11 protein-coding genes are annotated in these 12,919 nt (G+C 70.9%); 4 read left to right on the top strand and 7 right to left on the bottom strand.

Features of this window, described 5'->3' with window-relative positions; genetic code table 11:
* Nucleotides 1–26: 26 nt before the first annotated feature.
* Entirely contained in the window at nucleotides 27–2,483 is a 2,457-nt protein-coding gene (gene aceE, locus HHX31_RS24540) for a pyruvate dehydrogenase (acetyl-transferring), homodimeric type (protein ID WP_169950715.1), read from the bottom strand.
* Nucleotides 2,484–2,502: 19 nt separating this feature from the next.
* On the opposite strand from aceE, the gene HHX31_RS24535 reads away from it, so the two are divergent.
* Together HHX31_RS24535 and HHX31_RS24530 are read left to right on the top strand one after the other, a co-directional pair.
* A complete protein-coding gene (locus HHX31_RS24535; RefSeq protein ID WP_396711586.1) occupies nucleotides 2,503–3,174 on the top strand; it encodes a GntR family transcriptional regulator in 672 nt (223 codons plus the stop codon).
* Nucleotides 3,175–3,254: 80 nt separating this feature from the next.
* Nucleotides 3,255–3,986: an N-acetyltransferase gene (locus HHX31_RS24530; protein WP_169950714.1), complete on the top strand. Its 732-nt coding sequence runs from the start codon at nucleotides 3,255–3,257 to the stop codon at nucleotides 3,984–3,986.
* A 239-nt stretch (nucleotides 3,987–4,225) separates the two neighbouring features.
* Here HHX31_RS24530 and HHX31_RS24525 read toward each other — a convergent pair whose 3' ends face one another.
* Nucleotides 4,226–4,456 (bottom strand): hypothetical protein, encoded by a 231-nt coding sequence (locus HHX31_RS24525; RefSeq protein WP_169950713.1) that lies wholly within the window; start codon nucleotides 4,454–4,456, stop codon nucleotides 4,226–4,228.
* 245 nt (nucleotides 4,457–4,701) lie between these two features.
* Between HHX31_RS24525 and HHX31_RS24520 the strand changes: the two genes are divergently transcribed.
* Entirely contained in the window at nucleotides 4,702–6,774 is a 2,073-nt protein-coding gene (locus HHX31_RS24520; RefSeq protein ID WP_169950712.1) for a type IIA DNA topoisomerase subunit B, read from the top strand.
* A gap of 66 nt (nucleotides 6,775–6,840) precedes the next feature.
* Here HHX31_RS24520 and HHX31_RS24515 read toward each other — a convergent pair whose 3' ends face one another.
* From HHX31_RS24515 to HHX31_RS24505, 3 genes are all read right to left on the bottom strand, one after another.
* Nucleotides 6,841–7,164 carry a hypothetical protein gene (locus HHX31_RS24515; protein ID WP_169950711.1) on the bottom strand — a complete coding sequence of 108 codons (324 nt, stop codon included), beginning with the start codon at nucleotides 7,162–7,164 and terminating at the stop codon, nucleotides 6,841–6,843.
* A 15-nt stretch (nucleotides 7,165–7,179) separates the two neighbouring features.
* Complete coding sequence (locus tag HHX31_RS24510; protein ID WP_169950710.1) at nucleotides 7,180–8,187, bottom strand: SPFH domain-containing protein; 1,008 nt, start codon at nucleotides 8,185–8,187, stop codon at nucleotides 7,180–7,182.
* A 194-nt stretch (nucleotides 8,188–8,381) separates the two neighbouring features.
* A complete protein-coding gene (locus tag HHX31_RS24505) occupies nucleotides 8,382–8,882 on the bottom strand; it encodes a carbonic anhydrase (RefSeq protein WP_169950709.1) in 501 nt (166 codons plus the stop codon).
* Nucleotides 8,883–9,019: 137 nt separating this feature from the next.
* On the opposite strand from HHX31_RS24505, the gene HHX31_RS24500 reads away from it, so the two are divergent.
* Nucleotides 9,020–9,394, top strand: a complete 375-nt coding sequence (locus HHX31_RS24500; RefSeq protein WP_169950708.1) for a VOC family protein — start codon at nucleotides 9,020–9,022, stop codon at nucleotides 9,392–9,394.
* A gap of 173 nt (nucleotides 9,395–9,567) precedes the next feature.
* Here HHX31_RS24500 and HHX31_RS24495 read toward each other — a convergent pair whose 3' ends face one another.
* Both HHX31_RS24495 and HHX31_RS24490 read right to left on the bottom strand, forming a co-directional pair.
* Nucleotides 9,568–12,096, bottom strand: a complete 2,529-nt coding sequence (locus HHX31_RS24495) for a DNA topoisomerase (ATP-hydrolyzing) subunit A (protein WP_169950707.1) — start codon at nucleotides 12,094–12,096, stop codon at nucleotides 9,568–9,570.
* A 186-nt stretch (nucleotides 12,097–12,282) separates the two neighbouring features.
* Nucleotides 12,283–12,858 carry a GNAT family N-acetyltransferase gene (locus HHX31_RS24490; RefSeq protein ID WP_169950706.1) on the bottom strand — a complete coding sequence of 192 codons (576 nt, stop codon included), beginning with the start codon at nucleotides 12,856–12,858 and terminating at the stop codon, nucleotides 12,283–12,285.
* Nucleotides 12,859–12,919: the final 61 nt, after the last annotated feature.

Here is a 12,919-nt window from a genome sequence, read left to right as displayed (position 1 = left end):
GGGCCGCCAGGAGGCGATGGCCGTGCTCAGTCCCGTCCGGCCTCCACCGCCTTGAGCACGGCCTCCGCGATCGAGCGCGGGTCCACGCCGAAGTGCCTGCGGACCGCCTCGCGGGTGCCCGACAGCCCGAACCCGTCGGTGCCGAGCGAGGTCCACGGCCGGTCGACCCACGGGCTGATCTGGTCCGGCACCGCGCGCATCCAGTCGCTGACCGCGATCACCGGCCCCGCGGCCCCGGCCAGGGCCTGCCGGATGTACGGCACGCCCGTGGTGGTCATGGCGTCGCGGCGCAACTCGCTCCAGGAGGTGACCGACCACACGTCCACGCCCAGGCCGTACTCCTCCTGGAGCAGCCGCTGCGCCTCCAGCGCCCAGTGGATCGCGGTGCCGCTGGCCAGCAGGTGGGCCTGGCCGCCACCGGCGGCGTACCGGTAGATCCCCCGGAGGATGCCCTCCTCGACGCCCTCGGGCATCGAAGGCTGGGGCATCGGCTCGTTGTAGACGGTCAGGTAGTAGAACACGTCCTCGCCGTCGGGGCCGTACATGCGCCGCAGGCCCTCGCGCACGATCGTCCCCACCTCGTAGGCGAAGGCGGGATCGTAGGCGAGGCACGCCGGGTTGGCCGAGGCGAGGAGCTGCGAGTGGCCGTCCGCGTGCTGCAGGCCCTCCCCGGTCATCGTGGTCCGGCCCGCGGTGGCGCCGACGAGGAACCCGCGGCCGAGCTGGTCGGCCAGCGCCCACATCTGGTCGCCGGTGCGCTGCCAGCCGAACATCGAGTAGAAGATATAGAAGGGGATCATGGGCTCGCCGTGGGTGGCGTAGCTGGAGGCCGCGGCCGTGAACGACGCCATCGACCCGGCCTCGGTGATGCCCTCCAGCAGGATCTGCCCGTCGGCCGCCTCCTTGTACGCCAGGAGCAGGTCCCTGTCGACGGACTCGTAGCGCTGGCCCAGCGGCGAGTAGATCTTGGCGGTGGGGAACAGCGACTCCATGCCGAACGTCCTGGCCTCGTCGGGCACGATCGGCACCCAGCGGCGTCCCGTCTCCGGCTCCTTCATCAGGTCCTTCACCAGGCGGACGAAGGCCATCGTCGTGGCCACGGGCTGCTTCGAGCCCTTCTCCAGGGCCCGGAACGGCGCCTCGCCCGGGGCCGGCAGCGGGACGTGGGACACGGTGCGGCGGGGGAGGGGCCCGCCCAGTTCACGGCGCCGCTCGGCGGCGTACCGCGCCTCCGGGGAGTCCGGCCCGGGATGCAGGTAGGGAGGCAGGTCGCCGTCGAGCGCCTCGTCCGGCACCGGCAGGCCGAGCCGGTCGCGCAGCGCGCGGAACTCGTCCTGGGTGAGCTTCTTCATCTGGTGGTTGGCGTTGCGCGCCTCGATCCCCGCACCGAGGGTCCAGCCCTTCACCGTCTGCACGAGGATCACGGTGGGCGCGCCGCGGTTGTCCAGGGCCTTGCGGTAGGCCGCGTACACCTTCCGCGGCTCGTGGCCTGCCCGGGACCCGCCGACGATGCGCCGCAGGTCTTCGTCCGAGTGCGGCACGTCCAGGCCGTGGAACAGCCGCTCCCTGATGTAGGCGCCCGTCGACGCGGCGAACGTCTGGAACTGCCCGTCCGGCACCTCGCCCAGCCGGGCCACCAGCTCGTCGGAGCCGAGCAGCCCGTCCCACTCGTGGCCCCACAGCGCCTTGACGACGTGCCAGCCCGCGCCCATGAAGACGCTCTCGAGTTCCTGGACGATACGGGTGTTGCCCCGCACCGGCCCGTCGAGCCGCTGCAGGTTGCAGTTGATCACGAACGTGAGGTTGTCGAGCCCTTCGCGGGCGGCCAGGGTGAGGGCGGCCGTGGACTCCGGCTCGTCCATCTCGCCGTCGCCGAGGAAGGCCCATACGTGGCTGCGCGAGGTGTCCTTGATGCCGCGATTGTGCAGATAGCGGTTGAACCTGGCCTGGTAGACCGCGTTGAGCGGCCCGAGGCCCATGGAGACGGTGGGGAACTGCCAGAAGTCCGGCAGGGACCGCGGATGCGGGTACGACGGCAGCCCGCCCTCGGGCTCGCGCCTGAACAGGTCGAGCTGGGCTTCGCTCAGCCTGCCCTCGAGGAAGGCCCGGGCGTAGATGCCGGGGGAGGCGTGACCCTGGAAGTAGACCTGGTCGTGGCCGGCGTGGAAGAAGTGGTTGAAGCCCACCTCGTACAGCCAGGCGGCCGAGGCGTAGGTCGCCAGGTGCCCGCCGAGCCCCAGCCGGCTGCCCCTCGTGATCATCGCTGCCGCGTTCCACCGGTCGTACGCGGCGATACGTTCCTCCAGCTCCAGGTCACCGGGGTACCGGGGCTCCTCGGAGGTGGGGACGGTGTTGATGTAGCGGGTGGTCGTCGCCAGCCGCTTCAGCAGGTAGCCGGCCCGTTCGGGGCCGGCCGCACGGCGGACCGCCTCGAGGGATTCGAGCCACTCGGCGGTCTCCTGCGGGTCCAGGTCTTCGTCCATGAATCCATTTAATCACCCTATGATCGATCATAGGATGTATCCACGCGGCCCTATCATCGGTCTCGTGGAACCCGTCCTGCGATCGCCGCTTCGCGACCAGATCAGGCAAGCGGTGCTCGACGGCCTGGTCGACGGCCGATGGAAGCCCGGCGACCGCATCGTCGAGCGGCGCATGGCGGCCGAACTGGGCGTCAGCCAGGCCCCGGTGCGAGAGGCGCTGCGCGAACTGGAGGCGCTCAGGCTCATCGAGTCGGCGCCCAACAAGGGCGCACGGGTCCGCGGGCTCACCCGCAGCGACCTCCGCGAGGTGTACGAGGTGCGGGCGGGCCTGGAGGAGACGGCCGTACGGCTGGGCAGGCCCAGCGTGGAGGCGTTGCGCACGCACCTCGGCCGCCTGCGCGACGCCGCGGCCCGAGGTTCCCCGCGCGATCAGGTGCGGCACGGCGTGGCCTTCCACCGGGAGATCGTGGAAGCCTCGGGCAACGAGGTGCTGGTGTCGGTGTGGGAGTCGCTCTGCGTCGAGGTGTGGTCACACCTGTCGATCCGCCTGTTCCGCACGCATCCGCACGAGAACGTCGCCGACCACGAACCTCTGATGGAGGCGTTCGAGCGGGACGACCCCGGGCTGGGCGTCCTGCTCCGCGAGCACGTGCTCGGCTACGCCCCGGTCGAGCCTGAGGAGAGGGCCTAGCCCTCCGTCCGGTCGTGTGACTCCCTGCGCGAAAACGGCGAGGAGGTGTCCGGCGGCGCGGGCCAGCTAGGCTGCGGCGGGTGGACGAGGAGAGCGCACGGTTCGACCTGCTGGTCGACGAGGCGTGGCCGGCGCCGGGGCGGGTCGAGGCGGCGGGCTGGGTCTACCGGCACGCCGAGGGCGTGACGAAGCGGGCCAACTCGGTGCTCGCGCTGGGAGAGTGCGCGGACCTGCCGCGGGCGGTCGACCGGGCCGAGCGGTTCTACGCGGATCTCGGGCAGCCGTGCGTGTTCTCCGTCGGCATGGGCGCGACGCCGGGGCTCGACGAGGAACTCGGCAGGCGGGGCTACCGGATCGTGGACCCCACCCTGGTGATGACCAGGACGCCGGCCTCCGCCGGTCTGGCCGCCGGAGCGGTGGTGGAGGACGCGCCGTCGGAGCGGTGGCTGCGCACGTGGTGGGGCGTGGACGGCGGGCGGCACCGCGACACCGGGGATGTCCCCGCGCGGACGTGGGGCGAGCGCATCCTCACCGGAGTGCCCGCGGGATACGTCCTCCTCGACGAGGGCGCGGTGGGCAGGGCCGTGCCGCAGGGCCGGTGGGTCGGCATCTACTGCATGGCCGTCGAGCCGCGCGTAAGGCGGCGCGGGCTGGGCGCGGCCGTGCTGCGCACCCTGCTCGACTGGGGCGGGCGGCGCGGCGCGGACAGCGCGTACCTGGTGGTGACGGAGGCCAACGCCGCCGCCCGCGCGCTCTACGAGCGGGAGGGCTTCACGGTCGAGGGCCGCTATCACTACCGGGTGCGGCCCTGACAGGGCGCCGCCGCAGGAAAGGGGAGGCCGTGCACCGGACCTGACCGGTCCCGGCGCCCGCGCAGCACCCGTACGGCGACCGCCGGTGCGCCGGGGGCCGCCGATCACTCCCGGGACGGCATCCGCCGGGGCCCCGGGGGAAGCGGGGAACGGCGGATGTCCGGCCCGGGCCGGTGATCGATATGGCGACGGCGTGCGGAGCGGACGTCGTCGTGACGCTCCGGCACGCCGTCTATGGGTCAGCGCTCGCCGTCAGAGGCGGTCGCGGGGGATTCACTGAGTCTGGCCGACTCGTCCTGGATCTCAGCACCTTTGTCGCGCAGCACAGTCACGTGCTGACGCCCGTGGTGGGCGCAGAACAGCAACTCCCCACCCACGGGCAGGGTCGCGCGGATGTAGGCCTGAGCACCGCACCGGTCGCACCGGTCCAGGGCTGTCAGCGGCTTGATGGGGGCGAGAGCTCCAGTCACGTATCGCCTTTCGGGTCGCCCCACGTATGTGGGGACGTTGGCGTCAGTCACTTGGGACAACATCTAACCGGATGAGAGGCTTCCCAATCATGCTGCGACTACGCCGAGAGCAGAATGATCCGGAAAGTGACGGGGATCACATCGAAAGTGCCGGTCAACGTGCTGCGCCTGGCAAGCTGTACGCGTAGAAACATGAGTGACGTTAAGCTGCGTACGCGTGTTCGATAGATAGGCGGGAGTTGGGTGTGACTGCGGTTCGCGCGGAGACGGGATACACCGCCCGTCATCTCTCTGTGCTGGAAGGCCTGGAGGCCGTCCGCAAGCGCCCGGGGATGTACATCGGCTCCACGGACACGCGCGGCCTCATGCACTGTCTCTGGGAGATCGTGGACAACGCGGTCGACGAGGCGCTGGGCGGCTTCTGCACCCACATCGAGGTCGAACTGCACCCGGACGGCTCGGTCGAGGTCCGCGACAACGGGCGCGGCATCCCCGTCGACGTCGAGCCCAAGACCGGCCTGGCCGGCGTCGAGCTCGTCTACACCAAGCTCCACGCGGGCGGCAAGTTCGGCGGCGGCTCCTACGGCGCGTCGGGCGGCCTGCACGGCGTCGGCGCCTCGGTGGTCAACGCGCTGTCCTCCCGGGTGGACGTGGAGGTCGACCGCGACGGCAGGGTCCACCAGATCAGCTTCCGCCGGGGCGTGCCCGGCGTGTTCGACGGAGAAGGCCCGGCCGCCAAGTTCCGCAAGAAGTCCGGCCTGCGCGACGGCGGCCCGGCCCCGCGCGACGTCACCGGCACGCGGGTGCGTTTCTGGGCCGACCGGCAGATCTTCCTGCCCGAGGCCGAGGTCTCGCTCGACGAGATCCACGTGCGGCTGCGCCAGACGGCCTTCCTGGTGCCGGGGCTCACGCTCGTGGTGCGCGACGCCCGCGGCGAGGAGCCGGTCGAGGAGTCGTTCCGCTTCGACGGCGGCATCGGCGAGTTCACCGAGTTCCTGTCCCGCGACGAGGCCGTGTGCGACGTGCTGCGGCTGCGGGGAGAGGGCCACTTCCACGAGACGGTCCCCGTGCTCGACGAGCAGGGCCACATGACGCCGACGGAGATCGAGCGGGAGCTCACCGTCGACGTCGCGATCCGCTGGGGGAAGGGCTACGAGACGACCGTACGCTCCTTCGTGAACGTGATCGCCACGCCGAAGGGCGGCACCCACGTCGCCGGCTTCGAGCGGGCGCTGGTCCGCACGATCAACGAGCAGCTCAGGGAGACCCGGCTGCTGAAGAACGGCGACGAGCCGGTCACCAAGGAGGACATCCTCGAAGGACTGACCGCGGTCGTCACCGTGCGGGTGCCTGAACCGCAGTTCGAGGGCCAGACCAAGGAGGTGCTCGGCACCTCCGCGGCCAGCCGCATCGTCGCCCACGTGGTGACCCGCGAGCTCAAGGCGCTGTTCGCGAACCCCAAGCGAGGGCAGAAGCAGCAGTTGCGCGCGGTGCTGGAGAAGATCGCCGCCGCCGCCAAGGCGCGGATCGCCGCCCGCGAGCACCGCGACAACCAGCGGCGCAAGTCCGCCCTGGAGAACTCGGCGCTGCCGGCGAAGCTGGTCGACTGCCGCAGCGACGCCATCGACCGCAGCGAGCTGTTCATCGTCGAGGGCGACTCCGCGCTCGGCACGGCCAAGCTCGCCCGCGACTCAGAGTTCCAGGCGCTGCTGCCGATCCGGGGCAAGATCCTGAACGTGCAGAAGGCGTCGGTCGCCGACATGCTCAAGAACGCCGAGTGCGCGGCGATCATCCAGGTGGTGGGCGCGGGGTCCGGCCGTTCGTTCGACATCGAGTCGGCCCGCTACGGCAAGATCATCTTAATGGCCGACGCGGACGTGGACGGCGCGCACATCCGCTGCCTGCTGCTCACCCTCTTCCACCGCTACATGAAGCCGATGGTCGAGGCGGGGCGGGTGTTCGCCGCGGTGCCGCCGCTGCACCGCATCGAGGTCACCAACCCCGGGCGTGGCCAGGACAAGTACATCTACACCTACAGCGACGCCGAGTTGCACAAGGTCCTGCGCGACCTGGAGCGGCGCGGCAAGCGCTGGAAGGACCCGGTGCAGCGTTACAAGGGCCTCGGCGAGATGGACGCCGACCAGCTCGCCGAGACGACCATGGACCCCCGCCACCGCGTCCTGCGCCGGGTCAAGATCGAGGACGTGGAGGAGGCGGAGCACATCTTCAGCCTTCTCATGGGCAGCGACGTCGGCCCGCGCCGCGAGTTCATCATCGGCAGCGCCGCCGAGGTCGACCGCGACCACATCGACGCCTGACCCGCACCCGCCGCGGCGCGAGGCCGTGAATCGGCCGGCGCGCCGGGCGTACGCGCCGGCGGCGGCTCAGCTCGACTCGATCTCCAGAGTGCTGACCCGGTTGCGGGCCTCCACCATGCCGTCACGGTAGAGCTCGTCCCAGTCAGGGTCGTCGTCCCGGATCGCCTTGACCGTCTGCCTGGCCAGCTCGACCGGCCCGGCGGGCCCGAGGGCGACCTTGCGTACGACGATCAGGGTCCACCCGTTCTCCATGACGGTGTCGGTCTCCCAGCGCGCCGCGCCGCCCGCCTCCCGCCGCGCCGCCCGTCCCCCGCCTCGGGTGAACACCACGAGCAGATACACGAGCACCGCGATGAGGATAAGCGTCATGGGAAGGGCGAGCAGGCGCATCGGGGTCCCGGCTCCCTACTTGGTGGGCAGAGCGACACCTCCAGTATTGCCTGGCGCGTACACCGTGATGCCCTGGGGCAGAGCCTTCAGCTTCTCGATCTCCGCACATGTGGGGCACTTGTCGTAGCCGTCCTGCCGGGCCTTGTTGGCCTCCGCCTCGGCGCGGGCCTGGGCGACCTTGGCCTGCGCCTCCGTGACCTTCGCGAACGCGGCCTGCGCCTGGTTGACCGCCTCCTGCACCTCGGTGGGCAGGGTCACCCGCGAGAGGTTGAAGTGGATGTCGGTGAGGAAGTCGGCGCCGAGGGTCGACTTGAGGTCCTCGGCCAGGCTCGTGTTCACCGCGTTCTGGATCTTGGCGATGTTCGCGTTGTTGCCCTGCTGCGGCACGCCCGCCTGCTGGCCGGCGCTGTTGTTCTGCACGAGCGCGCAGGAGGAGACCAGTTCGGCGCAGCGGAAGTTGTTGACCTGGGTGCGCAGGTCGTTGTCGATGACGGGCCGGATGATCTGGTCGAGGAAGGCCGACCAGCCCTCGTCGCCGTCCCAGGGGTAGTAGGTCCGGCCGTCGGCGCCGCGGAACTTACGCGTGCCGAACTTGTCGTCGAACGACTTGAGCGTCGCGTGGTCGAGGTTGAGCCCGAAGTACAGAGTGCCTTCGATGCCGATGTTGACGCCGTCGCTGCTCGGGACGTTGACCACGTCGACACCGGACCGCTCGCCGTGGCCGGCGTTGGAGGTGATCGTGTAGAAGCGCTGCTGGGCCGGGTAGCGGTGCACCTGCGACCACCAGCCGATCCAGGTGACCCCGGAACCGGGGTCGATGACCTGGCGGACCTTGTTGTCGTCGAGTGGGCCGCCGTCGCGGACGACCGCCACCTCTCCGCCGCCGGTGCGCTCGAAGCCGCTGAACGCGCCGAACAGGGCCGGCACGGCGGCGGCGAGGAGCGCGAGGACCACCAGGATGGCGATGCCGCGGTAGGACCGGTGCGACGTGCCGCCGGAGGTGGAGGAGGGGGTGCGGGGCATGCGGGCTCCTGTGGGGGGCTCGGAACCGGTGATGTGACCGGGGGAGAGAGGCGCGAGTTTTCGCGATTCAGCAGAGGAACGTAGCAGCCTCCCGGCCGGGTTCCGTCTCGCCGCCCGAAGCGCGCCGCCGGTCCCGAAGACGCCCCCGCCCGGCCCGTGCGGGCCGGGCGGGGTCTGCCGTGGGGAACCGTGGATCAGAGCTGGACGGGCTGGAGCAGCCCCGTGTGCACGTCGTAGAGCGCGCCGCCGACGACGAGGCCCTCCGGCAGGTAGGGGCTGGACTTGACGCGGGTGATGTCGTGCAGGAGCGCGGCCTGCTGGTCGGGGACTGTCTGGAACTCCAGGCTTCGGGTGTCGACGCCGTACTCGGTGGAGATGAGGTTGTGCACGTCTTCGTCGGTCGACTTGGACATCCGGCAGTCGGTGTGCGGCATCACCAGCACGCGGTCGACGCCGAGCAGATAGACGGCGAGGACGAGAGTGCGCAGGACGTCGTCGGTCACCCGGGCGCCGGCGTTGCGCAGGATCTTCGCGTCACCGGCGGTCAGGCCGAGCAGGCCGAGGGGGTCGATACGAGAGTCCATGCACGTCACCACGGCGAGCCCGCGCGCGGCGCGGCCGCTGAGCCCGGAGTGGGTGAACGTGCTCGAGTATTTCTCGTTGGCGGCAAGCAGATCGTCGAAGGCACCGGTCATGTCTCAGATGTTGCCCGATGTCACTTCTCTGTTCTCCGCTGGGGTGGCGAATTCGCCGTCATAGTGACTGGCTCCACAGAGTGACACCGGTATAAGGTTTTTACCGGTGTTGTTAGCCGTCGAAGGAGAGGTTGGTCATGAGCGGTGTCGCACGCATGCACTCGGTGGTGCTCGACTGCCCCGAGCCCAAGGCGCTGGCCGCTTTCTACGCCGGACTGCTGGGCTGGAAGGTCACGAACGAGGAGGAGGACTGGGTGACCCTCACCGGGAACGGCCAGAGCCGTCTGTCCTTCCAGCGGGCGTCGGGCCACAGACCGCCCGCGTGGCCGGACGCCGGGCACTCGCAGCAGTTCCACCTGGACCTGGTCGTGGACGACCCGGAGCGGGCGGAGAGGGAGGCGCTGGCCCTCGGCGCGGTCAGGCACGAGCACCAGCCGGGCGAGGGGCACGGGTGGACCGTCTACCTCGACCCCGCGGGTCATCCGTTCTGTCTGTGCGCCTCGTCGGCCTGACAGCTCGCCCCGAAAAGCCCCGGAGAGGCCCGGAAATCCCCCGGAAATCCCCGGAGAGCCCCGGAGAGCCCCGGAGAGCCGCGGGGAACCGAAGGCGGCCCTGTGAACGGGCGCGGCAGGGCCGCCGCCCGGACCGCGGTCCGCCCGCCGCCGGCGGGCGGACCGCGTACCGTTCAGGAGACCGGCTCTTCGCCGCCGGTGTCGCCCGCGGTGGCCAGGCCGCCCTCGGAAGCTCCGGACTCGTCTCCGCCGTCCGCGCCGAGCGCGCCGCCGATGGCCGAGATGGCGTGCACGAGGCGCACGCCCGAGCCGTCGCGGCGGCCCAGCTCGTCCGGCAGCGGCACCGGCCTTCCCGTCGAGGAGACGGCCTTCACCGGGGCCGGGCCCGCGTAGGCGAGCAGCAGGACGTCCTCGCCCTTCAGGAAGCGCTGGGCGCGCACACCGCCCGTAGCCCGGCCCTTCGGCGGGAAGTCGGCGTAGTCGGAGACCTTCCCCGCGCCCATCTGGGTGCCGGGAAGGGCGGTGGAGGAGCCCGCGACCGTCACCACGCGCGCCTCACGGGCCGGGTCCACCACGCCGAAGAAGACCACCTTGGCGTCGCCGTCGAGGCGCACCCCGGCCATGCCTCCGGCCGGGCGTCCCTGCGGCCGTACGACCGAGGCGGGGAAGCGCAGCAACTGCGCGTCGCTGGTGATGAAGACCAGGTCGTGGTCGGCGGAGGTCAGCTCGGCGGCGCCGACGACCACGTCGCCGTCGCGCAGGCCGATCACCTCGAACTCGTCGCGGTTGACGGGATACTCGGGCACGACCCGCTTGACCACGCCCTGACTGGTGCCGAGCGCGAGACCCGGGCCGTCGGGGTCGAGCGAGCCCAGGCCGACGACCTTCTCGTCGGGGTCGAGCGAGACGTACTCGGACACCGGGTGCCCGCCGGCCAGCGAGGGCGGGTTGGCCGAGGGCGGCAGGGCGGGCAGGTCGAGCACCGAGACCCGGATCAACCGGCCCTTGGTGGTCACGACGCCCACCTCGCCGCGTACGGTCGAGCGGACCGCCGACACGAGCACGTCGTGCGCCGCGCGGTCGCCCTCGCCGGAGATCGGCGAGGCGTCGGTCGTACGGGCGAGCAGGCCGGTGGACGACAGCAGCACCAGGCAGGGGTCGTCGGCCACCTCCAGCGGCACGACGGCGCTACCGGCGGCCTCCGCCGACTCGAGCAGGACCGTGCGGCGCGGCGTGCCGTACGTCTTGGCCACCTCGGCCAGCTCCGACGACACGACCTTGCGCAGCCGGTCCTCCGAGCCGAGGATCTCGCTCAGCTCGGCGATGTCGGCCTGGAGCTGCTCCTTCTCCCGGTCGAGCTCCAGCTTGTCGTAGCGGGTCAGGCGGCGCAGCGGGGTGTCGAGGATGTAGTTGGCCTGGATCTCGCTCAGCTCGAAGGTCTCCATGAGCCGGCCGCGGGCCTGCGCCGTGTCGTCGGAGGTCCGGATCACCTGGATGACCTGGTCGATGTTGAGCAGCGCGATGATGAGGCCGTCGACGAGATGGAGCCGTTCCTCGCGCTTGCGCAGCCGGTACGCCGAGCGCCTGCGCACGACTTCGAGCCGGTGGTCCACGTAGACCGACAGCAGTTCGCGCAGGCCGAGCGTGCGCGGCTGGCCGTCGACGAGGGCGACGTTGTTGATGCCGAAGGTCTCCTCCATCGGCGTCAGCCGGTAGAGCTCCTCCAGCACGGCCTCGGGGTTGAAGCCGTTCTTGACCTCGACGACCAGGCGCAGGCCCTTGTGCCGGTCGGTCAGGTCCTTGAGGTCGGCGATGCCGGTGAGCCTCTTGGCGTTCACCAGCTCCTTGATCTTGGTGACCACCCGTTCCGGGCCGACGTTGAACGGCAGTTCGGTGACGACGATGCCCTTGCGGCGCGGGGTGACCTGCTCGATCGTGGTCTTGGCCCGCATCTTGAAGGTGCCGCGGCCGGACTCGTACGCGTCCCTGACGCCGCCCAGGCCGATGATCAGGCCGCCGGTCGGCAGGTCGGGGCCGGGGACGAAGCGCATGAGCTCGTCCAGCGCGGCGTCCGGCTTCCTGATCAGGTAGCGGGCCGCCGCGATGACCTCGCCCAGGTTGTGCGGGGCCATGTTGGTGGCCATCCCGACCGCGATGCCCGATGCGCCGTTGACCAGCAGGTTGGGGAACGCCGACGGCATGACCGACGGCTCGGTCTCCTGGCCGTCGTAGTTGGGCTTGAAGTCGACCGTGTCCTCGTCGATCGACTGCACCATGAGCATGGCGGCCGGGGCGAGGCGGGCCTCGGTGTACCGCATCGCGGCGGGCAGGTCGTCGGTCGACCCGAAGTTGCCGTGCCCGTCCACCAGCGGCAGTCGCATCGAGAACGGCTGCGCGAGCCGTACGAGCGCGTCGTAGATGGCCGAGTCGCCGTGCGGGTGGAGCTTGCCCATCACCTCCCCGACGACCCGGGAGGACTTGACGTGCCCGCGGTCGGGACGCAGGCCCATCTCGCTCATGGAGTAGAGGATGCGGCGCTGGACGGGCTTGAGGCCGTCGCGCGCGTCGGGCAGCGCGCGCTGGTAGATCACCGAGTAGGCGTACTCAAGGAAGCTGGTCCGCATCTCCGCGGAGACGTCGATGTCGACGATCCGCTCCTCGAAGTCCTCGTCCGGCGGGGGTGTCGTCGTGCGTCGGGCCATGTCGTGGTTTCCTGCGTGTCGAGGAGCCGGGCCCCGGCCCGTCGGAGCCGGGGAAGGTCAACGTCGGTGGTCTGTCTCGAACATTCTGCCGAGAGTTCACCCTGTTCGCGACTCACACCATATCGCCGGGCCCGCGCCCACCGCCCCGGCTTCCCCGACGGGACAGCCGTTGCGGTCAGGGGACGCTCAGTCGCGGGGGCCCGCGCCGGGCCATGGGCCGGGCGTCTCGCCCTTGTCCTCGTCGCCCGGCGCGTTGAGCTTCTCGTCGTAGATCCGGAAGCCGCGCGCCTTGTAGTTCGCCAGCGCCGCGGGGCCGTCGAGCGAGCAGGTGTGCACCCAGACCCGCCGCGTGGGCTCCGTGCCGGGCATGCGCTCGGCGATGTCCCACGCGCGGGCCGTCACCTCGCCGAGCAGCCACCCGCCGATGCCCTGCCCGATCGCGTACGGCAGCAGGCCGAAGCAGGCGATCTCGACCGTGGCGTCGTCCTGGGCCACCAGTTCCGCGTACCCGGCGGGGGTGCCGCGCACCCAGGCCACCCAGGTCTCGAGGCACGGCCGGTCGAGCCAGTCCTTCCACTGCTTGTAGGTCCACGGCAGCCTGTTGGTCCACTGCCAGTCGCCGCCCACGGCCGTGTAGAGGAAGCGGCTGAACTCGGGGCTGGGGACCTCGGCGCGGACGACCTGCGCGGGGATCGCGGGCGGGCGGCCGGGCCGCAGGTCGGTGGGGCTGGTCTGTTCGAGATACCAGGTGGTCACGTCCATATCGGGACACATCAAACCATGACGTCCGCACTGTCCGTGGCCGAGGCCGCCCGCACGGTCA

The sequence above is a fragment of the Microbispora sp. H11081 genome (genome assembly GCF_012999535.1).
In the GTDB taxonomy this organism is placed as follows: Bacteria; Actinomycetota; Actinomycetes; order Streptosporangiales; family Streptosporangiaceae; genus Microbispora.
The sequence above is the reverse complement of the archived record's forward strand: the minus strand, read 5'-3'. Positions and strand labels throughout refer to the sequence as shown.

What these genes read in the sequence shown, in the direction of transcription:
- aceE (WP_169950715.1), bottom strand. Translation starts at nt 2,483, where the DNA reads ATGGACGAAGACCTGGACCCGCAGGAGACCGCCGAGTGGCTCGAATCC.
- HHX31_RS24505 (WP_169950709.1), bottom strand. Translation starts at nt 8,882, where the DNA reads ATGACCGGTGCCTTCGACGATCTGCTTGCCGCCAACGAGAAATACTCG.
- HHX31_RS24490 (WP_169950706.1), bottom strand. Translation starts at nt 12,858, where the DNA reads ATGGACGTGACCACCTGGTATCTCGAACAGACCAGCCCCACCGACCTG.
- HHX31_RS24495 (WP_169950707.1), bottom strand. Translation starts at nt 12,096, where the DNA reads ATGGCCCGACGCACGACGACACCCCCGCCGGACGAGGACTTCGAGGAG.
- HHX31_RS24500 (WP_169950708.1), top strand. Translation starts at nt 9,020, where the DNA reads ATGAGCGGTGTCGCACGCATGCACTCGGTGGTGCTCGACTGCCCCGAG.
- HHX31_RS24535 (WP_396711586.1), top strand. Translation starts at nt 2,503, where the DNA reads ATGATCGATCATAGGATGTATCCACGCGGCCCTATCATCGGTCTCGTG.
- HHX31_RS24515 (WP_169950711.1), bottom strand. Translation starts at nt 7,164, where the DNA reads ATGCGCCTGCTCGCCCTTCCCATGACGCTTATCCTCATCGCGGTGCTC.
- HHX31_RS24510 (WP_169950710.1), bottom strand. Translation starts at nt 8,187, where the DNA reads ATGCCCCGCACCCCCTCCTCCACCTCCGGCGGCACGTCGCACCGGTCC.